Origin of the sequence: uncultured Pseudomonas sp., assembly GCF_913777995.1 — a bacterium.
Classification (GTDB): Bacteria; Pseudomonadota; Gammaproteobacteria; order Pseudomonadales; family Pseudomonadaceae; genus Aquipseudomonas.
On record NZ_CAJYVE010000034.1, the window covers coordinates 60,992 to 81,689 of the forward strand.

The following is a 20,698-nucleotide window of genomic DNA, read 5'->3' on the forward strand; positions in this document are numbered from 1 at the left end:
GGGCAACAAACTAGGCAAAACTAAAGTTAATGGCACTGCGCCAGTAAACTGCGCGGTAAAACCACGCGTCTTTTAAATTAAGACGTGCATTTTTAGTTGAAGTCAAACAAAAAATTCAGCCCCGATACAGGCTCGAAATTTTTTGACACATTCGCTGAACTCTCACAAAACCTACTGGTCTGTAGGTTTAGCAAAACGACGGACAACCGCCTGAACCCCAATGAATAAGGGGCCAAAACCGCCTGACCCATGCAGCAACGCTGCTGATCACCCAGGCACCAAGCGTTTCAACACTGTTAAAAACACTGGAGAACCACGATATGAAAATGCCACTTCTTAGTGCTGTAGCCGTCATGGCGCTCGCTGTTTCCGCGACCACTTTTGCGGCCGATTCGAGCACTCAGGATTCGGCATCCGGTGCGCCGGACAGCACGGTGATGACACAAACTAAAAACGTGAAAGCCGAAAAGAAAAAACAGAAACAAGTGCAGGCAGATGAAAATAAGCGGGGTCGCCCAGTGCAGCAATCTTCGGGCACTTCCAACTAAAGCTTTCGCGCCTTACTTATTAACCTCAAACACGGGACGCACAATACCTGCTGTTTGTCGCACTTGAAGTTACGTCGTGTCCGATACCTTGAATCCTGTCCAACTTGAGCAACTGAACGGGCACTCGTCCGAGGCTTTGTGTGCCTGGCTGGTCGAGCACGCCGGGCTCAAGTCGGTGGATCTGGATCGGGCACAGCGACTCGCGCAGGAATCACCCGGCAGTTCACTGAGCGAACTGCTGACACGCCTCGGCCTGGTCTCGGAAATGGACCTGGCCCGGGCCTGGGCCTCGACGCTTGAGGCACCTTTACTGGTTGCCGATGCCGTCCCGCCGCCCACCGACACGCTGCCCGTATTGAGTGAGCGCTTCATGCGTCACAACCGGCTGTTGCCTATCGGCAGCCACGCCGATGGCGTGCATGTGCTGGCCGCCAATCCCGCCAATGCCTATGGGCTGGAGGCGGTGCGCTATGCCTGCCAGACCCCGGTGTATGTGTCGGTGGGCCTGGCCAGCGAAGTCGATGGCCTGATCGAGCGTTTCTACGGCCAGGGCCGCTCGGCCATGGGCTCGCTGATCGAAACCATGGATGAACATGGCGGTGCCGAAGAAGACATCGAGCATCTCAAGGACCTGGCTTCCGAAGCCCCGGTCATCCGCCTGGTCAACCTGATCCTGCAGCGCGCCGTCGAACAACGCGCTTCGGACATCCACATCGAACCCTTCGAAAGCCAGCTGAAAGTGCGCTACCGCATCGACGGGGTGCTGCACGAGGCCGAGGCACCACCCTCGAGTTCATCGGCAGCGATCATTTCGCGCCTGAAGATCATGGCCAGGCTGGACATCGCCGAGCGGCGCCTGCCGCAGGACGGCCGGATCATGCTGCGCATACAAGGCAAGGAGTTGGACCTGCGGGTCAGCACCGTACCGACCAGCTTCGGCGAGTCGGTGGTCATGCGCCTGCTCGATCGCGAAACGGTGAATTTCGATTTTCCCAGCCTGGGCATGGACGGCGAACGCCTGGCCAACTTCCTCGACGTACTGGAAAACCCCAACGGCATCCTGCTGGTCACCGGCCCTACCGGCTCAGGCAAGACCACCACCCTATATACGGCGCTGTCACGCCTGAACACCGCCGAACGCAAGATCATCACCGTCGAAGACCCGGTGGAATACCAGCTCGAAGGCATCAACCAGATTCAGGTCAAGCCCTCCATCGGCCTGGACTTCGCCGGCGCGCTGCGCTCCATCGTGCGGCAGGACCCCGACGTGATCATGATCGGTGAGATGCGCGACCTGGAAACCTGCCGCATCGCGATTCAATCCGCCCTCACCGGCCACCTGGTGTTGTCCACCCTGCACACCAACAGCGCGGCGGCGAGTATCACGCGCTTGCTGGACATGGGCGTGGAGAGCTACCTGATCGCCTCCACCGTCAAGGGCATCCTGGCCCAGCGTCTGGTGCGTCGCCTTGACCCGGTCACACGCATCGCCTTCGAAGCGCCGCCTGAACTGGTCGCCGAGCACGGTCTTGAACGCTTTACCGAGCAACGCCCGATCATGCTCTACCGCCCGGCCAGCGAGTTGCCGGGCGGTGGCTTCCATGGTCGTAGCGCAATCACCGAACTGCTGGTGATGAACGAAGAACTGCGCAGCCTGCTGATGCGTCAGGCCGATGCCGCGACACTCGAACAGGCTGCCCGACGGGATGGGTTGCGCACCTTGTATGAAGACGGCCTGCGCCAGGCCGTTGCCGGCGTGACCTCCCTCGACGAGGTGCTGCGCGTGACGCGCGGAGACTGACATGGCGCATTTCAAGTATCGGGCGCTGGACGCCGAGGGGGCCACACACCATGGCACGCTGGAAGCGAGCGACGAGAACGCCGCAGCGGCCATCCTGCAAAAGCGCAACCTGTTACTGCTCAGCCTGGAAGTCGGCACCCATCAAGGGCTGACGGCCATGCGGCGTCGCGTGCTCAACGGCGCGGCGCTGGTCAGTTTCACCCAGCAGTTGGCAACCCTGATCGGCGCTGGCCAACCATTGGAACGGGCCTTGGGCACGCTCGGCAAACAGAACCAGGAGCCTCGCCGCCAGGCCGTCTTCGAGCGAGTGCGCGAACAGGTCAAGGCCGGCAAGCCACTGAGCCATGCGCTGGAAGAAGAGCACGGCGAGTTTTCCAGCCTGTACATCAGCATGGTGCGCGCCGGTGAGGCCGGCGGCTCGCTGGAAAACACCCTGCGCCAGCTGGGCGAATACCTGGAGCGCAGTCAGAAGCTGCGCGGCGAAGTGGTCAACGCGCTGATCTATCCGATTTTCCTGGTGGTCGGCGTACTCGGCTCGCTGGCCTTGCTGCTGGCTTACGTGGTGCCGCAGTTCGTGCCGATCTTCCGCGACCTGGGCGTTCCGGTGCCGTTGATCACCCAGGCCATTCTCGGCATGGGCGAGTTCCTGAGCGCCTACGGCCTGGTGCTGCTGGCCGCCATCGTGGCATCGGTCTGGAGCATCGCGGTGCTGCGCCGCGACCCACAGCGTCGGCAACGGCACGACCGGCGCCTGTTGTCACTGAAGGTCATCGGCCCGTTGCTGCAACGCATCGAGGCCGCGCGACTGGCCCGCACCCTGGGCACCTTGCTGAGCAACGGCGTGGCCCTGCTGCAAGCCATGACCATCGTGCGCGAGGTATGCGGCAACCACGCCCTGCGCGCCCAGGTCGAGCAAGCCACCGATTGGGTCAAGGGTGGCGGCCGGCTGGCACAAGCCTTTGGAGAACAACCACTGCTGCCGGAACTGGCCCTGCAAATGATCGAGGTCGGCGAACAGGCCGGCAACCTCGACAGCATGCTGCTCAAGGTCGCCGACGTCTTCGACGTCGAGGCCAAGCGTGGCATCGACCGCATGCTCGCGGCCCTGGTACCCAGTCTGACCGTGGTCATGGCGGTCATGGTGGCGGTGATCATGCTGGCCATCATGCTTCCGCTGATGAGCCTGACCAGTAACATTTGAGGACACACACATGCGTCGATTCAAATCCGCCAATGGCCGTCGCCAGGGCGGCTTCACCCTGTTGGAAATGCTCGCGGTCATCGTGCTGCTCGGCATCGTGGCGACCATCGTCGTACGCCAGGTCGGCGGCAACGTCGACAAGGGCAAGTACGGCGCCGGCAAGGCACAGCTGGCCAGCCTGAGCATGAAGATCGAAAGCTACGCGCTGGATGTCGGCTCGCCACCGGCCAACCTGCAGCAGCTGGTCAGCAAGCCCGCCAATGCCACCGGCTGGGCAGGCCCCTATGCGAAAAAGTCCGACCTCAAGGACCCGTTCGGCCATGCCTTCGGTTACCGCTTCCCTGGCGAGCACGGCAACTTCGACCTGATCTTCTACGGCCAGGACGGCCAGCCCGGTGGCGAAGGCTACCGCGCCGATATCGGTAACTGGCAGTAACATGCGCGCCCTGCCCCGCTCCCGCGGCTTCACCCTGTTCGAACTGCTGGTGGTGATCGTCCTGATCGGCATCGGTATCGGCGTGGTGGGCTTCGGCGTGGGCAAAGGCCTGCACACCGCCAGCGAGCACCGCGCCTTGAGCGAGGTGGTGCAGGCGCTGCGCGCGGCGCGGGTGCAGGCGATCGTCACCGGGCAACCGGCGCAGACCCGCTTCGATCTCAGGAACGGGCGCTTCCAGGGGCCGCAGCAGAAAGCCCATCGCCTGCCCGCCGACATGCACGTGCAACTGCAGACCGCCGACGGCCTCGGCCCGGCATTCGAGTTCTATCCCGATGGCGGGTCGAGCGGTGGGCATCTGTTGCTGAGCCGCAACGACAAGCAGTGGCGGGTCGATATCAACTGGCTGAACGGCAGCGTTCAGTTGCGCAGGCTCAATTGAGCGGCGAGCGCGGCTTCACGCTGCTGGAAATGCTCGCTGCGCTTGCGGTGCTGGCGCTGTGCAGCAGCGTGCTGGTGGTGGCCTTCGGGCAAAGCGCCCGCGCCCTGCAGCAGGTGCAACGCAGCGACCTGCTGAGCCTGACCGCACGCTCGTTGATGGACGAGGCCCGCGCGCGCCGCTTGCAGGCCGGCGTGACCGAAGGGCAATGGTCGGGCGTGAAGTGGCGCCTGAACGTCAGCGCCATGCCCGCCGGCAACGCACCGCTGGACGCCTGGCGGCTTGACCTGGATGTCAGCGACGGTAAACGGCACGCGCACTACAGCGCGCTGCAAGTGCGCAGTGCGGGTTCGAGGGCCGGACAATGAAGCATCGTGCCCAGGGGTTCACCTTGCTGGAAGTGCTGATCGTGCTGAGCCTGCTCGGCGTGCTGCTCACCCTGATTGCCGGCGCGATCAGCGGCGGCAATCGGGCCATGGCCAAGGCCGAACGCTACAGCGCGGCACTCGACGAAGTGCGTTCGACGCAGAATTTCCTGCGCCATGCCATCGGCCAGAGTCTGCCCTTGGCGGCCGGGACCTCGCCGTCGGAGCAGGCGCCCGTGTTCATCGGCGAGCCGCACAGCATGACCTTTCATGCACCGCTCGCCAGCACCCTGGGTGGTGGTCTGTATCGATACAGCCTGGCGCTGGCCCAAGGGCAGCGCCTGCAGGTAAGCCTGCAACGCCTGAGCGATCAGGGCCTGCAGCCGGCGCTGGAACCCCAGGTGCTGCTGCATCAGGTACAGGACGTGCAATTCAGCTATCGCGGCGTCTCGCCCCAAGGCGTTGCCACCGACTGGCTCGATCACTGGCCCTGGCCGGGGCGGCTGCCGCTGAACGTACGTATCGACGCACAGCTGAGGGGGCCGGTGCCATGGCCGTTGCAGAGCATCGACCTGCGCCTGGACCTGTCGTCGGAGGCGCACGCGCTATGACAAACCAGCGCGGTGTGGCCCTGCTCCTGGTGCTGTGGGTCCTGGCACTGCTGGGCACCTTGCTTGCCGGCCTGCTGGGCTGGGTGCACCTGCAGAATCGCCAGGCGCTGTGGCAACGCCAGCAGACCCAGGCGCTGCTGGCCGCCGAGGCGGGGGTGGAAATGGCCGTGCTGGCGCAACTGGATCGTGACCCGCAGCGCCACTGGAAAACCGATGGCCAGGCGCGCGCGCTGCGCTTTGACCAGGCGTCGCTGGCGGTGAGCCTGACCAGCGAGGCCGGGAAGCTGGATGTCAACGCGGCACCCGCCGAATCCTTCGCCCGGCTGTTGCGCGCCTGTGGCAGTTCGGCCGAACAGTCCGGGCAACTGTCGCAGGCCCTGACCCAGCGCCGTGGCGACAAGCGTCCGCCCCTGCGCAGCATCGAGGAAGTGCGCGAACTGCCGGCCATGGACCAGCGGCTTTACCAGTGCGCCAGTGCGCACCTGACCCTGTGGAGCGGCTTGCCCGCCCCGGTCGCCGGCCAGGCCTCGCCGTGGTTGCGTCAGGCCCTGAATCTGCCACGCGGCAGCGGGGCCGCCACTCAGGCGGGGCCGGTCATCACCGTACAAAGCCGGGCGACATTGCCCGGCGGCTTCAGCAAGACGCTGAGCGTCACGCTGCTACTCAACCCATCGGAGGAGGGTGTCAGGCCTTATCGGGTCCTGCGCTGGCAAGAATGAAGCATCGTCTTTCAAAGCAGCTCGCTGCGCTGCAAGCCCGCCTGCTCGGCCAATGGCGTGGCAGCCGGGCACAACACCTCTGGCAGGCCTGGCTGGGCGAGCTGCATGCGCTGTTGCCCGCCGCCATTCGCACGCGCCTGCTGCCTCAGGTACGCGAACGCCTGGTGGACTGGCCGCTGCCCGAGCAGGTCGACGAACATCCCGATGAACGTCGGGTTCTGCTGCTGCCGGCCAACATGCTGCTGGTCCAGACCCTGATGCTGCCGAGTGCCGCCGTGCGTGACCTGCACAGCGTGATCGGCTTCGAACTCGACAAGTACACGCCCTACCCCCGCGAACGCCTGCATTACGTGGCCCGGGTCATCGGCAAGGACGGCGCGCTGGCCAAGGTGCAGTTGGCGGCGGTGCTGCGCGAGCGCCTGCAGCCAGCGCTCGAGGAATGCCAGGCCAGAGGGCTGGCGCTGCATGCCGTCGACGGCTATGACGCCCGTGGCCAGCGCCTGGGCATCGACCTGCTGCCCGCCGAGCAACGGCCAGCGCGCCCGGCGCGTGCGCAATTGCCAGGCTATCTGGCACTGGCCTGCGGCGTGTTGCTGGTGAGCTGCATGGTGCTCTGGCTGGATGCCCGCACGGCGATGGTCGAGACGATGCAGCACCGCGTCGACGAGCAGCGCACGCAGGTGCAACAAGTACAGAACCTGCGCCGCGAACTGATCAACACGCAGGGTGCGGCACGCTACCTGGCCCAGCAGAAAGCCGCGCAACCCACGCTGTCCAGCGTGCTGGTCGACCTGACCGGCTGCCTGGGTGCCGACACCTGGGTCGAGCAACTGGAAATCACCGACGGCGGCGGCGTGTCGCTTTCCGGGCAAAGCGCCAAAGCCAGCGCCCTGATCACCCGCATGAAAGACTGCAAGACCCTGAGGGACGCGCAGTTCCAGGGCATCATCCAGCCCGACGAAGCGACCGGCAAGGAACGCTTTTCCCTGCGCGCCCAATTGCACAGGGAGGCCGCCGATGCGCCGTGAGCTGACCGCCAGGGAGCGCCGCGGCGCGGCGCTGATCGTCCTCGCACTGGTACTTTGGGCGGCGTGGTGGCTGCTGGTGCAAAGCTGGTTTCTCGACCCGCTCAATGCGCTCGACGAACAGGCCGAGATGCTGCGTGGCCAGCAACAGCGCTACGCCGCCATCCTGCAGCAACACGACAGCCTGGAGCAGCAGCTACAGGCGGCGCGCCGCGACCCATCCAGCCGCACCAGCCTGCTGCCCGGCGAAGATCCCAGCGCCGTGGCCGCCGACCTGATGCAACGCAGCCTCGACCTGGTCAAGGCCCACGCCGATCAGGGCCCCGGCTGCGAAGTCACGCAGCGCATGCCGATCACCCCCGAGCATGAAGGTGCAGAGCCCTATCGCCAGGTGAAAGTCAGCCTGACCCTGGAATGCGCCATGGAGCCCCTGGCCAGGCTGCTGCACGACTTCGAATACGGGCAGCCGTTTCTGTTCGTCGACAACCTGAGCCTGCGCCGCGCCACCTCGGCACCGGCCAGGGGCGGCGCCGGGCGCCTGGAGGTCCACCTGCTGCTGCGTGGCTATATGCAACAGGCGTCCAGCCCTGCGCAAGCCGGCAAACAGCCAGGCAAGGCATCCGCCACCGCCAAGGAGCCTGACGCATGAGACTCGACAACCTGACCCTGGCGCTGCTGGCCGCCACCGCCCTGTTGAGCGCCACGGCCATCAGCCTGGCCATGGGCGCCGGGCAGACAGTGAACTGGTTGCCACCGGGCGAGGTCCATGCAGCGGCACCGGCCAGCAAACCCAAGGCGCTGCCCCCTTTGTCGTCGCAAGCCCTGGCCCTGACCTGGCAGCAATCGATGTTCAGCCCGGACCGCAAACCCGACCCGGTGGCCGACAAGCACCAGGCGTCCTCGCTGGATGGCATCAGCCTCAGCGGGGTGATCATCGACGGCCAATCTCAATGGGTACTGCTGCGCATGCCCGACCAGCGCAACGTGAAACTGGCCGTCGGCAGCAGCCTCGACAACGGCTGGACGCTGACCGCTGCCAGCGCACGGCAAGCCACCTTTACCCACGAGGGGCAGACCCGTGAACTGCGCCTGCCCCTGCTTCGCCTTCCACCCCCTTCGAAAGCCCGACCCATTACCCTTCCAGACGTACGCACACCATGACCAATCGCTATCCTGAGTTTCCCCGTTTGCGCAGTCCCTTGCTTTGCCTGGCCACGGCGGTTGCACTGGCCGGTTGCGCCACAACGCCAGAGCCTCTTGAAAACGACCCGGCACTGATGCAGGAAGCACTCAACGGCACAGGATCACAGCGCCCGCCGCTATCGGAACCCCAGCCCCTGGCACCACAGGCCAACCCCAGCGCCAGCGCAGGGCCACGCCAGCAGATCATGCGTGGCAGCCAGCGGTTCGTACGCAACCCGGCACCGGCGTCGAGTGCCAAGGCCGGTGCGGCAGAGGTCGGCGATATCGTGTTCAACTTCACCAACCAGCCCATCGAAGCGGTGATCAACAGCGTGATGGGCGACCTGCTGCACGAAAACTACAGCATCGCTCAGGGGGTCAAGGGTGACGTCAGCTTCTCCACCTCCAAGCCGGTGAACAAGCAGCAGGCGCTGTCGATTCTGGAAACCCTGCTGTCATGGACCGACAACGCGATGATCCGCCAGGGCGATCGCTACGTGATCCTGCCGGCCAACCAGGCCGTGGCCGGCAAGCTGGTCCCCGAGATGCCGGTTGCCCGCCCTTCCAGCGGCATGTCGGCGCGGCTGTTCCCGCTGCACTACATCTCGGCGACGGAGATGCAGAAGCTGCTCAAGCCCTTCGCCCGTGACAACGCCTTCCTGCTGGTCGACCCTGGGCGCAACGTACTCAGCCTGGCCGGTACGCCGGATGAACTGGCCAACTACCAGGACACCATCGATACCTTCGATGTCGACTGGCTCAAGGGCATGTCGGTGGGCGTCTATGGCCTGCAGCGCGCGAGCGTCGCCGAACTGATGCCGGAGCTGACGAAAATGTTCGGCCCCGACAGCGGCCTGCCCACCGCTGGCATGGTGCGCTTCATGCCCATCGAACGAACCAATTCGATCGTGGCGATCTCGGCCCAGCCGCAGTACCTGAGCGAAGTGGGCGACTGGATTCGCACCATCGACGAAGGCGGCGGCAACGAGCCGCAGATGTACGTGTATGACGTGCGCAACATGAAGGCCGCCGATCTGGCCAAGTACCTGCGGCAGATCTACGGCAACGGCCAGATCAAGGATGACAGCGCCGCCAGGGTCGCTCCCGGCTTGCGTACCCGCTCGCTGTCGTCGCTCAATGGCAGCAACGGCAACTCGGTCGGCATGGGCTTCAACGGCACCGGCCAGGGCATGGGCTCGGCATCGGCCATGGGCCTGAACGGCGGCAATGCCAACCTGCAGGGCGGCCTGCAGCAAAGCGACGCAGACACCGACGCCGAGGGCGGCGATGAAACGGCTGACGGCACGGACAGCACCTATGGCGAAACCGCTGGCACGCCGTCCGGCGCCAGCCAGCGCCTGGATGACAGCACCCGCATTACCGCGCAGAAAAGCAGCAACCAGCTGTTGATCCGCACCCGCCCCGCGCAGTGGGCGGAAATCGAGTCGGCCATCAAACGCCTGGACAACGCACCGATGCAGGTGCAGATCGAAACGCGGATTCTGGAGGTCAACCTCAGCGGCGAACTGGACCTCGGCGTGCAATGGTACCTGGGCCGGCTGGCCGGCAACTCCGGCAGCAACACGGTGGCCAATGCTGCGGGCAGCCAGGGTGCGCTCGGCGGCGGCGGGGCGGGGCTGGGTGCCACGGACTCACTGTTCTATTCGTTCGTCAGCAACAACCTGCAGGTGGCGCTGCATGCGCTGGAAACCAATGGCCGCACGCAGGTGCTGTCAGCGCCCTCGCTGGTGGTCATGAACAACCAGCAGGCGCAGATCCAGGTCGGCGACAACATCCCCATCAGCCAGACCACGGTCAACACCAACGTCTCCAACACCACACTGAGCAGCGTCGAATACGTGCAGACCGGGGTCATTCTCGACGTGGTGCCGCGCATCAACCCGGGCGGTCTCGTCTACCTGGACATTCAGCAGCAGGTCAGTGACGCCGATAACTCCGCTGCCTCCGACAACAACGGCAACCCGCGCATCTCTACGCGCTCGGTGTCCACACAGGTGGCCGTGCAGAGTGGGCAGACCGTCCTGCTGGGCGGGCTGATCAAGCAGGACAACAGCGATACCGCCTCGTCAGTGCCCTATCTGGGACGCATTCCAGGGTTGCGCTGGTTGTTCGGCAGTACCAGCAAGAGCAAGAAGCGCACCGAACTGCTGGTGCTGATCACCCCGCGCGTGGTCACCAGCAACAGCCAGGCCCGGCAGGTGACGGATGACTATCGCCAGCAATTGCAACTGATCAAGCCCAAGCAATAAGCACAGGCGCCTGTGGGCCTGAACCTCAGCCCCACAGGCGCCGCTCGATCTGCCGCTGTTCCCATGCGCTCAGAAAGGCCAGTGGGTCGGTGCCACTGCGGTGCCAGTCGTCCAGCGAGCCCTGCCGACCGTCCGTGACCTGGCAATGCCGACAGCACTGCAGTACACGGCCCTCATGCAGCAGGGTCAGGCGCCAGCCGTCGATCTCGATCTGCAATGCGCCCTGGGTCTCGTCGAGCAGCCGCAGCGCGCGCTCGCCCTGCGCCACATCCTTGAGCAACTGGTACACCTCTCGGGCGGCGAGCCTGGCATGCGACATCGTTCATCCTTTCTTCAATCATGAGCAGGCATTATGCCGTTATGGTGAGGCCTCGCGCAGAACCTGCAGGCGTCGACGCAGTCTGAGCAGCGACAACCCGCTATGCCTTGTATAGTTGCCCCTTCACTACAGGAGTTTTCCATGCGCATTCCTTCCCGTTTGATCGGCGGCGTCCTGGCTGCCACCCTGGTCACCCAACTGTCGGCCTGCGGCAGCATCTTCTATCCCGACCGTCGCGGGCAGATCGACGGCAAGATCGACCCGGCGATTGCCGTGCTCGATGCCCTGGGCCTGCTGTTCTACGTGATTCCCGGGGTGATCGCGCTGGGTGTGGACTTCGCCACCGGCGCCATCTACTACGGTCCCAACGAACATGCGCAGATCGACCCGCAAAAGCTGCAACCAGCGGTCAATGCCGACGGCAGCGTCGACACCCGCAAGCTGCAGGTCATCCTGGAAGACGAACTGGGCCGCTCCATCCCGCTGGACGACCCGCGCCTGATCCAGAGCCGCGGCAGCCTTTCGCAACTGGCCAGCCTGGGCCTGAAGCCGGCTGCCTGACCCATGCAGCAAGCCGACCACGCCCGCCTGCTGCGCCTGGCCACCCGCGCCTCACTGGGGGTGGCCGTCACCCTGATCATCTGCAAGGCCATCGCCTGGTGGATGAGCGGCTCGGTCAGCCTGCTGGCCGGTCTCACCGACTCGCTGCTCGACGGCGCGGCATCGCTGCTCAACCTGCTGGCGGTGCATTACGCGCTGCGCCCGGCCGACGATGACCACCGCTACGGGCATGGCAAGGCCCAGGCGCTGTCGGGTATGGCCCAGGCGTTGTTCATCGCGGTCAGCGGCGTGCTGATCGCCATGCAGGCGGTCGAACGCATTCAGAACCCCGAGCCTCTGGCGTCTGCGTTGCCAGGCATCCTGGTGATCGTGCTGTCGCTGGTGCTGACCGTGGCCTTGCTGAGGCTGCAGAAGCGCGTGATCGACACCACGGGCTCCAGCGCGATAAAGGCCGACTCGCTGCACTACCGCTCCGACCTGCTGCTCAACGCCAGTATCCTGCTGGCGCTGGTGCTCAGCGCCATGGGCTGGCATCAGGCCGATGCCTGGTTCGGCCTGGGCATTGCCGGCTACATCATTTGGAGTGCGGTGCAGATCGCCCGCGAGACCTTCTCGGTGCTGATGGACGAAGAACTGCCGAGCGACGTCAGTGCCCACATGCTTGAACTGGCCTGCCAGGTGCCCGGCGTGCTGGGCGCCCACGACCTGCGCACACGGATTTCCGGGCAGGTGTGGTTCGTTCAGCTGCACCTGGAGCTGCCTGGCTCACTGACGCTGTCGGTGGCCCATGAACGCTGCGATCAGGCGGCAGCGGCCATTCATGCGCAGTACCCGCTGGCCGAGGTGCTGGTGCATGCCGACCCGCAGGAAGTGGTCAGGCCAAGCGCGGATCATTCGACCCGATAACCGCGCTGGTACAGGCAGGCGCCCATGGCGCGGCGGTAGCCGTCCAGCACCTCGGGGGCGGGTTGGTAAGTGGCCGTGGCCGGGTCGAAGCCGGTGTCCTGCACGGCCTGGCGGTAGCATTGGTAGCGGTCGAATTCCACCTGCTCCTGGGTTTGCCCGGCAATCGGCGAGAACACCGGGTCGTAGGCATTGTTGGTCGCCGGCGCCTGGGTATACACCGGCTGCGGCGGCGGATTGACCACCACGTACTCTTCGTTTTCCGGCTGCCAGGCATAGTAGGTGCCGGCGGCGAGGAACAGCAGCGAACCACCCACCCACACTTCGCGGGAATAGTCCGGCAGGCTGCGCACGCGCGCGCCATAGGGCGGCGTTACCACCACGTAGCGTGAACCCTGCGACTGATACCAGTAGCCACCGGAATAGAAGTAGTTCTGCCCCCGCCAGGGAATGCGCGCATAGTCGCCTGGCACGCGGTCAATGAAGTAGCCCGGCCGGTAGCGCGGGCCAGGCCCCCAGCCGTCACCGCGTCCGTCAGGGCGGCCGGCCCAGTGGTCCTGGGGCCGCTGGCCGCGCGGCAGGTCCTGGTAATAGCCCTGGCGCGGCGGCTGGGTCTGCCAGACCTGGTCAGGGCGCCCCTGGATCGGCAGGTTGTTCTGGCTCTGGCGCAGTTGCTGCCGCTGCTGATTCTGCTGGTCGAGGATCTGCCGTTGCTGCTCGCGCTGTTGCTGCTGGATCTGCTGCTGTTGCTGGCGCTCGACCTGACGCTGCTGCGTTTGCTGCTCGCGAATCTGCCGGTCCTGTTGGCGCTGGACATCGCGCTGCTGGTCGTACTGCTGCTGGATCTGCCGTTGCTGGTCACGCTGCTGCTGTTGAATCTGCAACTGTTGCTGGCGCTCGACCTGGCGCATCTGGTTCTGCTGTTGCTGGATCTGCATCTGCTGCTGGCGCTCGGCCGGGTTCGGCTGGCGCGGCGGGTCGCGTAATTCGTCGAGGGCATCACGCCGGTCGTCGGCCAAGGCATGGGAGGTGAGGCTCAAGCACAACAGACTGGTGATCGCGAGCTGCCAGATGCCGGATTTCATGCTTTCCTCACTAGGAATCTTCACGGGAGACGTCGTGGCCACATGCGCCAGCGCCATGCCCCACACTGTATCAGACCCGTGAAACAAAAAAGGGGGCCAGATGGCCCCCTTGGGATACTTCGTCCTGGCTCGACGCTTGTGGCGCCGGCTCACTTCATACCGTCTTCTGGACGGGATGCAGCCCGGGGGCCTCGGTTTACCCTGTTGGGTAGCGGGCCGCGACGCGCCTGATTGGGCGGGTCGCCGTGGACGCGATGTCCGGGCAGTGATTCTGTGGAAAATGATAGGCGTGCAGCCGAGGCGAAGGATTGCGAATATTGCTCAATAAAACTTCACTTGCGCAATTTTTCACTTAGGACAAATAATTTGGCGCAATCTGAAACATAAAGGAGAACATTGTGAGCAAGCTCGACAGATATGACCTGAGCATCCTGGCCGAACTGCAGCGCGACGCCCGCATCTCCAACCAGGAACTGGCCGAACGCATCGGCCTGTCGCCGTCGCCCTGTTCGCGGCGGGTCAAGCAGCTCGAAGACGACGGTTACATCGTGCGCCAGGTGGCCCTGCTGGACCGCAAGAAGCTGGGGCTGAGCCTCACCGCCTATGTACTGATCGGCATGGATCGCCATACCCCGGAACGTTTCGAGAACTTCGAGCAGCACATTCGCAACCTGCCCCAGGTGCTGGAATGCTGTCTGGTGACCGGGATGGACGCCGACTATCAACTCAAGGTGGTGGTGCCGGACATGGATCACTACCAGAAACTACTGCTGGGCCACCTGACCCGTATCGAAGGGGTGACCAGCGTGAAATCCAGCTTCGTGCTCAACCAGGTGCTGGCCAGCACGGAAATGCCGCTGACCCACCTGCGCAACTAGCAGCAGGGTTCAGTCAACGGTTTTTTGCAGGAGCGAGCTTGCTCGCGAACATTGCATCACGCTCAGCGGATGCAGTGACCTCACTGTCCGCTTCGCGATCAAGCTCCCACAAGGCAACCGTAGCAGGCCCCTGGCTGCTAGAAGCGCCAGTCCTCCAGCTGCCGGTACTGCCCCTGCTCCAGCCCTTCCAGGCTCCATGGACCGATCCGCACCCGCACCAGGCGCAGCGTGGGCAGGCCCACCGCAGCGGTCATGCGGCGTACCTGGCGGTTACGCCCTTCACGAATCACCAGTTCCAGCCAGGCGGTGGGCACGCTCTTGCGAAAACGCACCGGCGGGTTGCGCGGCCATAGCGTCGGCTCGTCAAGGGCACGGGCCTCGGCCGGCAGGGTCGGGCCGTCGTTGAGGGTCACGCCATCACGCAGTTGCTGCAGCTGCGCCTCAGTGGGTTCGCCCTCCACCTGCACCCAATAGGTTTTCGGCAGTTTGTGCCGCGGGTCGGCGATGCGTGCCTGCAGCTGTCCGTCGTTGGTCAGCAGCAACAGCCCTTCGCTGTCGCGGTCCAGACGCCCGGCCGGGTACACCCCAGGGATATCGATGAAGTCCTTGAGCGTGGCACGGCCCTGCTCGTCGTTGAACTGAGTGAGCACGTCGAACGGCTTGTTGAACAGGATCAGCTTCGGCTCGGCAGGGCGCGCCTTGGCGACACGCCGGGGCGCGCTGCCGTTGCCCTGGGCAGGGCGGCGTGCGGCAGGAGGTTTGGAAGGTGGGCGCGGGGTGCGGGACATGAATCTGGCCAGAAAAAACAAAGGGCCACTTTACCAGAGTGGCCCTTCGTATTGACCCGCAGGCTGTCAGCGGAACGGCGGCTCGTCGAAGCTGCGCAGCTTGCGCGAGTGCAGCGAATTCAGCTCGGCGCGCAGCAGGTCCAGCGCCGCGATGCCGATCTTCAGGTGCTGGCTGACCGCGCGGTTGTAGAAGGCATTGGCCGAACCGGGCAGCTTGATCTCACTGTGCAGCGGTTTGTCCGACACACACAGCAGGGTCCCGTAAGGCACCCGCAGACGATAGCCTTGGGCCGCGATGGTGCCGCTTTCCATGTCTACGGCCACGGCACGCGACAGGTTGATCAGTGGCCGCTCCTGGGCCCAGCGCAGTTCCCAGTTGCGGTCGTCGTAGGTCAGCACGGTCCCGGTGCGCAGGCGCTTCTTGAGTTCCTCGCCCCGCTCGCCGGTGATCTGTGCCGCGGCTTCCTGCAACGCCAGTTGCACCTCGGCCAGGGCCGGAATCGGGATGTGCGGCGGCAGCACGCGGTCGAGGATGCCGTCGCGGCGCATGTAGGCGTGGGCCAGCACGTAGTCGCCAATGGTCTGCGACTGCCGCAGGCCGCCGCAGTGGCCGATCATCAGCCAGCAATGCGGGCGCAGCACGGCCAGGTGGTCGGTGATGTTCTTGGCGTTGGACGGGCCGACGCCGATGTTGACCAGGGTCACGCCGTGGCCATCTTCGGCCACCAGATGGTAGGCAGGCATCTGGTAGCGGTGCCAGACCACACCGGCCACCACGCTTTGCGCCTCTTCGGCATCCATGTGCTTGTCGACGATGACGTTGCCCGGTAGCACCATGTGCACGAAGCGCGGATCGCTGCGCAGGGTTTCCAGGCCGTGCATGATGAATTGATCGACATAGCGGTGGTAGTTGGTCAGCAGGATCCACGGCTGCACGTGGCGCCAGTCACTACCGGTGTAGTGCACCAGGCGACGCAGCGAGAAATCCACCCGTGCGGCGTCGAACAGCGCCAGCGGCAGCGGGTCGGCATTGCCCCAGTCGTGCAGGCCGTCAGCGATGCCGTCGGTGGTGGCCGACAGGTCGGTACTGGGAAATACCCGCGCCAGGGCGGCGGCAGTCACCCCGGAACCGGCCAGCTCGTCGCCCTGGTCGACCACGTAGGGGTACGGGATGGTCTGGTCGCTCAGCCCCACTTCCAGGGTCACGTTGAAGTCGCGGATCAGCGGGTTGAGCTGTTCGAGCAGGTATTTGCGAAAGGCCGCCGGCTGCGTCACGGTGACGCTGTAGGTGCCCGGCAGCTGTACCTTGGCGTAGGCGCGGGTGGTTGCCGGGACCTCGCCGTTGACCGCGTAGGTCAGGCGCAGCTCCGGGTAGCGGAACAGCGCGCGCTGCTCGGCGTCAGGCTCGATGCGATCCTTCAGGTAGCGTTTGAGGGCCTGGTTCAACGCGCCAGTGGCACGCTCGTGCAGGGCGGCCAACTGTTCGACGGCCTGTTCGGCGGTTTCGACGACAACAAAAGCTTGAGTCACGATGGGGATCCTGTCTGACGGGCAGTGCTGCATCCTAGGGGCTGTGGTCGTCACAGCACAAGCCGTGATGACCTCAGCGCCCCTTTGGCATCCTGGGTTTCAGGCCGCATGCGGGGCGGCACGCGCCAGCAGCGCCGGGCAATCCACGCCACGCGGCAGGCCGCCATAGACCCGCGCCGGGCGGCGCAGGCGGCTGACCACGAAGGCATCGCTGACCGCTGGCACACCGGCGTCGAGCAACAGACGGGCCTGCAAGGCCACGGCAATGTCCTCGGTCAGTTGCCGGGCCCGGTAAGGCAGTTCGTCCTGGTCGCTGAACGCCTGCTTGAGCTGCAGCACGTGGCGGCTCAGGTCGGCGTCGCCCCGGCCGTCGTCCAGCTCGGCGAACAGCGCCTCGGCGATACCCGGCTCGCGGGACAGCGCGCGCAGCACATCCAGGCATTGCACGTTGCCGGAGCCTTCCCAGATGGAGTTGACCGGCGCTTCACGGTACAGCCGCGGCAGGATGCTGTCTTCGATGTAGCCGGCGCCGCCCATGCATTCGGCGGCCTCGTTGATCATCGCCGGGGCGCGTTTGCAGATCCAGTACTTGCCCACCGCCGTGACCAGACGGATGAAACGCGCCTGGTGATCGTCGTCAGCGTGGTCCAGGGCATGCCCCATGCGCAGGCTCAGCGCCAGCGCCGCCTCGCTCTCCAGGGCCAGGTCGGCCAGGACGTTCTGCATCAGCGGCTGTTCGCTCAGCAGGCGACCGCTGACCTGGCGGTGCGCGCAATGGTGAATGGCCTGGGTCAGCGCCTGGCGCATCAACGCGCTGGAACCGATCATGCAGTCGTAGCGGGTCATGGCGACCATTTCGATGATGGTGGCGACCCCGCGTCCCTCCTCGCCCAGCATCCACGCCAGCGCCCCGCGAAACTCCACTTCGCTGGAGGCGTTCGAGCAGTTGCCCAGCTTGTTCTTCAGGCGCTGGATCTGAAACGCATTGAGGCTGTCGTCGGGCCGGTGGCGCGGCAGCAGGAAGCAGCTCAGGCCGTGCTCGGTCTGCGCCAGGGTCAGGAAGGCATCGCACATCGGCGCCGAGCAGAACCACTTGTGGCCGACCAGTTCATAGGCCTGCCCCGACCCGCCGACACCGGTGGGGAAGGCGCGCGTGGTATTGGCACGTACATCGGTACCGCCCTGCTTCTCGGTCATCGCCATGCCGAGGGTCACCCCGGCCTTGTGCGCCATGCCGACGTTACGCGGGTCGTATTCGGTGGCCAGCACCTTGGGCAGCCAGACCTCCGCCAGTTCTGGCTGCAGGCGCAAGGCCGGCACGCTGGCGAAGGTCATGGTCAAGGGGCAGCCGCTGCCTGGCTCGGCCTGGGTATGCAGGTAGCTCATCGCCGCCCGGGCTACCTGCGCGCCGGGTTTCGGATCGCGCCAGGGCAGCGAGGGAATGCCATGCTCGATGGCGGTTCTCATCAGCAGGTGCCAGGCGGGATGAAACTCCACCAGGTCGATGCGATGGCCGTAACGGTCATGGCTGTGGAAGACGGGCTTGTGCTGGTTGGCAAGAAAACCCGCTTCCATCAGCGGGCCGCCGGCCAGGGCGCCGTAGGCATCGATGCGCATCTGCGCCCAGCCGGCACCGTAATGCCTGACCCAGGCCTGCAGTGGCAGGTCGCAGCGATAGAGGTTGAGACCTTCGAGGGGCGGGGGTTGATTGGTGACTTGGTGGGTTTCAGCCAATGAATGGATGTCCATCGAGCACCTCCTGACAATAGGCGGTCATCGGTCAGGAATCAGTGAATCACGCCCCCCGGATCTTGAACAGGGCCATACCCGACGAACTGTCGGTGCTTTTCTCCTGCCCATCACTGCCGGTCGCCACCTGCAGCGGCAGGCTGAGCACGAAGCGACTGCCATGGCCCGGCTCGGAATGATGGCTGAGGCTACCGCCCTGGAGCTCGATCAACTGTCGGCAGATCGCCAGGCCAATGCCCAATCCGCCGTATTCGCGAGTCATGGAACTGTCGACCTGGAAGAAGCGCTGGTACAGCACGGCTTCGTCCAGGCGCTTGAAACCGATGCCGGTGTCGATGACCTCGACGCGCAGAATGAAGCGATCAGGCTGCCAGCGCGTAGCCTCCAGGCGGACCGTGACCGAACCGCGACGGGTGAACTTGATGGCGTTGTCGATCAGGCACTCGATGCACTGGAACAGTTTGTCCGGGTCCCCGCGCAGCACCTGCGGCAGGAAGGGTTCGGCCTCGAAGCGCAGGATCAGGCCCTTGGCCTGCGCTGCAGCGATGAACCGCTCGTGCAGGCGCCGGATCAGGGCGCTCAGCTCGACCGGCCGCTCGTCGACATGCAGGGTACCGGCCTGCAGCTCGGTAAGGGTCAGGATGCCGTTGATCATGCGCATCATGTCTTGGGCCGAGGTGAATGCCGTCTGTTGGTAGGTCTGCAGCTCGCTGTCCATCGGCACGGTCTGCATCAGGTCCAGCGAGCCGATGATGCCGTTCATCGGCGTGCGCAGCTCATGGGTCAGGGTGGCGAGGAACTCATCCTTCAGCCGGTTGCTGGTAGCCAGCTGGCGATTGAGGCGCTCAAGGTCCTTGCCGGCTTCCAGCAGGTGCCGGGCCTGCTGCTCGCGCCCATGGTTGATGCGGTCGGCCAGGGCCAGGGATAGCAGCGCGACTTCCACCACCGAGCCGATCTGGCTGGCATACAGGGTCAGGAAGGTATTGGGCAGGTAACCCAGCAGCATCACCGCATTGACCAGCCCGCCGAGCAGGAAGGCCGACCAGGCCAGCAGGAAATAGCGTGCCACCCGCACCCGCCGGAACCAGGCCAGGATGCCGGTGGCCAGCACCACCGGGGTGAACACCAGCACCAGCAAGGTCATGGCACGCAGGGCCAGGCCGTAGTCGGCGAACAGCGCCACGGCCGACACCACCAGGGCGCTGGCCATTATCCAGATCAGCAGGTTGTCCACCCAGCGCCCCAACAGCCGGGTCTGCAGGAAACTGCGGGTGAACTGGCTGGCGAAGAACACCGCGCACCCCACCAGCAGCGGTGTCACCGCATTGGCCCACCAAGGGCTGTCCGGCCACAGGTATTCGATGGCCACACCGTTGATCGACACCTGATAGAGGCCGAACGAGGCAATGTAGAGGATGTACCAGAGGTAGCTGATGTCGCGGACGCTGACATAGATGAACAGGTTGTACACCAGCATGCCCAGCAACACACCGTAGATCAGCCCGAGCACATAAATGCGCGCCGGCTGTTCTTCGAGGTAGGCATGGCTGGACCACAGATTCAGCGGCGCCTGCACCGAGCCGTTGCTGGCGACGCGGACATAGGCGGTCATGGCCTGCCCCGGCGCGAGTGGCAACTCGAACAAGTAGTTGCTCTGGCGAATCTGCCGGCTGGCGAACGGCAGCATGTCACCGGTTTTCCATTCCAGGCGGCGCTCGCCCTGGGCGTCGAGCAGATACACATCGACATGGTCCATCGGCGGATAGGCCAGCTCCAGCAGCCAGTCGGCGTGTCGCTGCGGGTCACGGGGCAGGTACGCCAGATCGACCTTCAGCCAGAAGGCGGAGCGCGAATACCCCGCATTCAGCGTGGGTTCTCCCAAGGGGCGGAACACTCCGGCCCGCTCGACCTGCAGGACCTGGTCGAGGTCGGCCTGGCCACTGGAGTCCTCGTACACCTGGACCCAAGGGCCCAGGGAAAGACTGCGGGTGTTTTCGTCGAACGCGACGGCAAAGGCCAGCAATGGCAGCCAACCTACCAGCAGTATCAGCAAATAGCGCATGAAAGCCCCAAGGTAGTCCGTCGCGTTCCATCAGTCCCTGAAGCGACGCCCTGCAGTTTTCCATCCGTGAAGCAGGCTGAAGAAAGTCCATTGGCACAAGGGCCGCAGGCGGACCTTGCGGGCCCGGCCAGCGGAAAACCAGCGAATATGGGTATACCAACTGCTCAGACGCACAAGCATAGCCGCTAATCGGCGCCAGGCGCACTCATTTGACTGCATCGGGCCAGCA

At 64.9% G+C, this 20,698-nt stretch carries 21 protein-coding genes; 15 read left to right on the plus strand and 6 right to left on the minus strand.

Going from position 1 to position 20,698, the window contains the following annotated elements:
* The first annotated feature begins 320 nt into the window (after window positions 1-320).
* The 12 genes from QZ497_RS14680 (at window position 321) to gspD (ending at window position 10,594) form a co-directional block, all read left to right on the plus strand.
* Window positions 321-548 (plus strand): hypothetical protein, encoded by a 228-nt coding sequence (locus tag QZ497_RS14680; protein ID WP_295476417.1) that lies wholly within the window; start codon window positions 321-323, stop codon window positions 546-548.
* 76 nt (window positions 549-624) lie between these two features.
* Window positions 625-2,349, plus strand: coding sequence for a type II secretion system ATPase GspE (gene gspE / locus QZ497_RS14685; RefSeq protein WP_295476419.1), 1,725 nt, complete (start codon window positions 625-627; stop codon window positions 2,347-2,349).
* Between the two features lies 1 nt (window position 2,350).
* Window positions 2,351-3,550 (plus strand): type II secretion system inner membrane protein GspF, encoded by a 1,200-nt coding sequence (gspF, locus tag QZ497_RS14690; protein ID WP_295476421.1) that lies wholly within the window; start codon window positions 2,351-2,353, stop codon window positions 3,548-3,550.
* Between the two features lie 10 nt (window positions 3,551-3,560).
* Complete coding sequence (gene gspG, locus QZ497_RS14695) at window positions 3,561-3,986, plus strand: type II secretion system major pseudopilin GspG (protein ID WP_295476423.1); 426 nt, start codon at window positions 3,561-3,563, stop codon at window positions 3,984-3,986.
* A 1-nt stretch (window position 3,987) separates the two neighbouring features.
* Entirely contained in the window at window positions 3,988-4,425 is a 438-nt protein-coding gene (locus QZ497_RS14700) for a GspH/FimT family pseudopilin (protein ID WP_295476425.1), read from the plus strand.
* Window positions 4,422-4,790, plus strand: a complete 369-nt coding sequence (locus QZ497_RS14705) for a prepilin-type N-terminal cleavage/methylation domain-containing protein (protein WP_295476427.1) — start codon at window positions 4,422-4,424, stop codon at window positions 4,788-4,790. The genes QZ497_RS14700 and QZ497_RS14705 overlap by 4 nt, the downstream gene beginning before the upstream one ends.
* Window positions 4,787-5,398: a prepilin-type N-terminal cleavage/methylation domain-containing protein gene (locus tag QZ497_RS14710; RefSeq protein WP_295476429.1), complete on the plus strand. Its 612-nt coding sequence runs from the start codon at window positions 4,787-4,789 to the stop codon at window positions 5,396-5,398. Before QZ497_RS14705 ends, QZ497_RS14710 begins: the two co-directional genes overlap by 4 nt.
* Window positions 5,395-6,117 (plus strand): general secretion pathway protein GspK, encoded by a 723-nt coding sequence (locus tag QZ497_RS14715; RefSeq protein WP_295476431.1) that lies wholly within the window; start codon window positions 5,395-5,397, stop codon window positions 6,115-6,117. Before QZ497_RS14710 ends, QZ497_RS14715 begins: the two co-directional genes overlap by 4 nt.
* The gene (locus QZ497_RS14720) at window positions 6,114-7,145 is read left to right on the plus strand and encodes a type II secretion system protein GspL (RefSeq protein WP_295476433.1); all 1,032 of its coding nucleotides are present in this window, start codon (window positions 6,114-6,116) and stop codon (window positions 7,143-7,145) included. The genes QZ497_RS14715 and QZ497_RS14720 overlap by 4 nt, the downstream gene beginning before the upstream one ends.
* Entirely contained in the window at window positions 7,135-7,791 is a 657-nt protein-coding gene (gene gspM / locus QZ497_RS14725) for a type II secretion system protein GspM (protein ID WP_295476435.1), read from the plus strand. Before QZ497_RS14720 ends, gspM begins: the two co-directional genes overlap by 11 nt.
* Window positions 7,788-8,303 carry a general secretion pathway protein GspN gene (locus QZ497_RS14730; protein ID WP_295476437.1) on the plus strand — a complete coding sequence of 172 codons (516 nt, stop codon included), beginning with the start codon at window positions 7,788-7,790 and terminating at the stop codon, window positions 8,301-8,303. Before gspM ends, QZ497_RS14730 begins: the two co-directional genes overlap by 4 nt.
* Window positions 8,300-10,594, plus strand: a complete 2,295-nt coding sequence (gene gspD, locus QZ497_RS14735) for a type II secretion system secretin GspD (protein ID WP_295476438.1) — start codon at window positions 8,300-8,302, stop codon at window positions 10,592-10,594. The genes QZ497_RS14730 and gspD overlap by 4 nt, the downstream gene beginning before the upstream one ends.
* A gap of 25 nt (window positions 10,595-10,619) precedes the next feature.
* Here gspD and QZ497_RS14740 read toward each other — a convergent pair whose 3' ends face one another.
* Window positions 10,620-10,913, minus strand: a complete 294-nt coding sequence (locus QZ497_RS14740; RefSeq protein ID WP_295476440.1) for a hypothetical protein — start codon at window positions 10,911-10,913, stop codon at window positions 10,620-10,622.
* A 141-nt stretch (window positions 10,914-11,054) separates the two neighbouring features.
* Between QZ497_RS14740 and QZ497_RS14745 the strand changes: the two genes are divergently transcribed.
* Together QZ497_RS14745 and QZ497_RS14750 are read left to right on the plus strand one after the other, a co-directional pair.
* Window positions 11,055-11,474, plus strand: coding sequence for a polyribonucleotide nucleotidyltransferase (locus QZ497_RS14745; protein ID WP_295476442.1), 420 nt, complete (start codon window positions 11,055-11,057; stop codon window positions 11,472-11,474).
* 3 nt (window positions 11,475-11,477) lie between these two features.
* Entirely contained in the window at window positions 11,478-12,380 is a 903-nt protein-coding gene (locus QZ497_RS14750) for a cation diffusion facilitator family transporter (protein ID WP_295476444.1), read from the plus strand.
* On the opposite strand, the gene QZ497_RS14755 is transcribed toward QZ497_RS14750, so the two are convergent.
* Window positions 12,365-13,462, minus strand: a complete 1,098-nt coding sequence (locus tag QZ497_RS14755; RefSeq protein ID WP_295476446.1) for a DUF6515 family protein — start codon at window positions 13,460-13,462, stop codon at window positions 12,365-12,367. The two genes, QZ497_RS14750 and QZ497_RS14755, sit on opposite strands and share 16 nt — an antisense overlap.
* 398 nt (window positions 13,463-13,860) lie before the next feature.
* Between QZ497_RS14755 and QZ497_RS14760 the strand changes: the two genes are divergently transcribed.
* Window positions 13,861-14,340 (plus strand): Lrp/AsnC family transcriptional regulator, encoded by a 480-nt coding sequence (locus QZ497_RS14760; RefSeq protein ID WP_295476447.1) that lies wholly within the window; start codon window positions 13,861-13,863, stop codon window positions 14,338-14,340.
* 137 nt (window positions 14,341-14,477) lie between these two features.
* On the opposite strand, the gene QZ497_RS14765 is transcribed toward QZ497_RS14760, so the two are convergent.
* From QZ497_RS14765 to QZ497_RS14780, 4 genes are all read right to left on the minus strand, one after another.
* Window positions 14,478-15,128 (minus strand): pseudouridine synthase, encoded by a 651-nt coding sequence (locus tag QZ497_RS14765; RefSeq protein ID WP_295476449.1) that lies wholly within the window; start codon window positions 15,126-15,128, stop codon window positions 14,478-14,480.
* A 66-nt stretch (window positions 15,129-15,194) separates the two neighbouring features.
* Window positions 15,195-16,691: an AMP nucleosidase gene (amn, locus tag QZ497_RS14770; RefSeq protein ID WP_295476451.1), complete on the minus strand. Its 1,497-nt coding sequence runs from the start codon at window positions 16,689-16,691 to the stop codon at window positions 15,195-15,197.
* A gap of 66 nt (window positions 16,692-16,757) precedes the next feature.
* Entirely contained in the window at window positions 16,758-18,407 is a 1,650-nt protein-coding gene (locus QZ497_RS14775; RefSeq protein WP_295476453.1) for an acyl-CoA dehydrogenase family protein, read from the minus strand.
* Window positions 18,408-18,453: 46 nt separating this feature from the next.
* On the minus strand, window positions 18,454-20,469 hold the full coding sequence (locus tag QZ497_RS14780; protein WP_295476455.1) for a sensor histidine kinase: 2,016 nt from the start codon (window positions 20,467-20,469) through the stop codon (window positions 18,454-18,456).
* Window positions 20,470-20,698 lie beyond the last annotated feature (229 nt).

Excerpts from the sequence above, each read along its gene's own strand:
- gspD (WP_295476438.1), top strand. The coding sequence starts at position 8,300 with ATGACCAATCGCTATCCTGAGTTTCCCCGTTTGCGCAGTCCCTTGCTT.
- QZ497_RS14745 (WP_295476442.1), top strand. The coding sequence starts at position 11,055 with ATGCGCATTCCTTCCCGTTTGATCGGCGGCGTCCTGGCTGCCACCCTG.
- QZ497_RS14715 (WP_295476431.1), top strand. The coding sequence starts at position 5,395 with ATGACAAACCAGCGCGGTGTGGCCCTGCTCCTGGTGCTGTGGGTCCTG.
- QZ497_RS14720 (WP_295476433.1), top strand. The coding sequence starts at position 6,114 with ATGAAGCATCGTCTTTCAAAGCAGCTCGCTGCGCTGCAAGCCCGCCTG.
- QZ497_RS14755 (WP_295476446.1), bottom strand. The coding sequence starts at position 13,462 with ATGAAATCCGGCATCTGGCAGCTCGCGATCACCAGTCTGTTGTGCTTG.
- QZ497_RS14780 (WP_295476455.1), bottom strand. The coding sequence starts at position 20,469 with ATGCGCTATTTGCTGATACTGCTGGTAGGTTGGCTGCCATTGCTGGCC.
- QZ497_RS14680 (WP_295476417.1), top strand. The coding sequence starts at position 321 with ATGAAAATGCCACTTCTTAGTGCTGTAGCCGTCATGGCGCTCGCTGTT.
- QZ497_RS14775 (WP_295476453.1), bottom strand. The coding sequence starts at position 18,407 with ATGGACATCCATTCATTGGCTGAAACCCACCAAGTCACCAATCAACCC.
- QZ497_RS14700 (WP_295476425.1), top strand. The coding sequence starts at position 3,988 with ATGCGCGCCCTGCCCCGCTCCCGCGGCTTCACCCTGTTCGAACTGCTG.
- gspG (WP_295476423.1), top strand. The coding sequence starts at position 3,561 with ATGCGTCGATTCAAATCCGCCAATGGCCGTCGCCAGGGCGGCTTCACC.
- QZ497_RS14765 (WP_295476449.1), bottom strand. The coding sequence starts at position 15,128 with ATGTCCCGCACCCCGCGCCCACCTTCCAAACCTCCTGCCGCACGCCGC.
- QZ497_RS14750 (WP_295476444.1), top strand. The coding sequence starts at position 11,478 with ATGCAGCAAGCCGACCACGCCCGCCTGCTGCGCCTGGCCACCCGCGCC.
- amn (WP_295476451.1), bottom strand. The coding sequence starts at position 16,691 with ATGCAGCACTGCCCGTCAGACAGGATCCCCATCGTGACTCAAGCTTTT.
- QZ497_RS14710 (WP_295476429.1), top strand. The coding sequence starts at position 4,787 with ATGAAGCATCGTGCCCAGGGGTTCACCTTGCTGGAAGTGCTGATCGTG.
- gspM (WP_295476435.1), top strand. The coding sequence starts at position 7,135 with ATGCGCCGTGAGCTGACCGCCAGGGAGCGCCGCGGCGCGGCGCTGATC.
- gspF (WP_295476421.1), top strand. The coding sequence starts at position 2,351 with ATGGCGCATTTCAAGTATCGGGCGCTGGACGCCGAGGGGGCCACACAC.
- QZ497_RS14740 (WP_295476440.1), bottom strand. The coding sequence starts at position 10,913 with ATGTCGCATGCCAGGCTCGCCGCCCGAGAGGTGTACCAGTTGCTCAAG.
- QZ497_RS14730 (WP_295476437.1), top strand. The coding sequence starts at position 7,788 with ATGAGACTCGACAACCTGACCCTGGCGCTGCTGGCCGCCACCGCCCTG.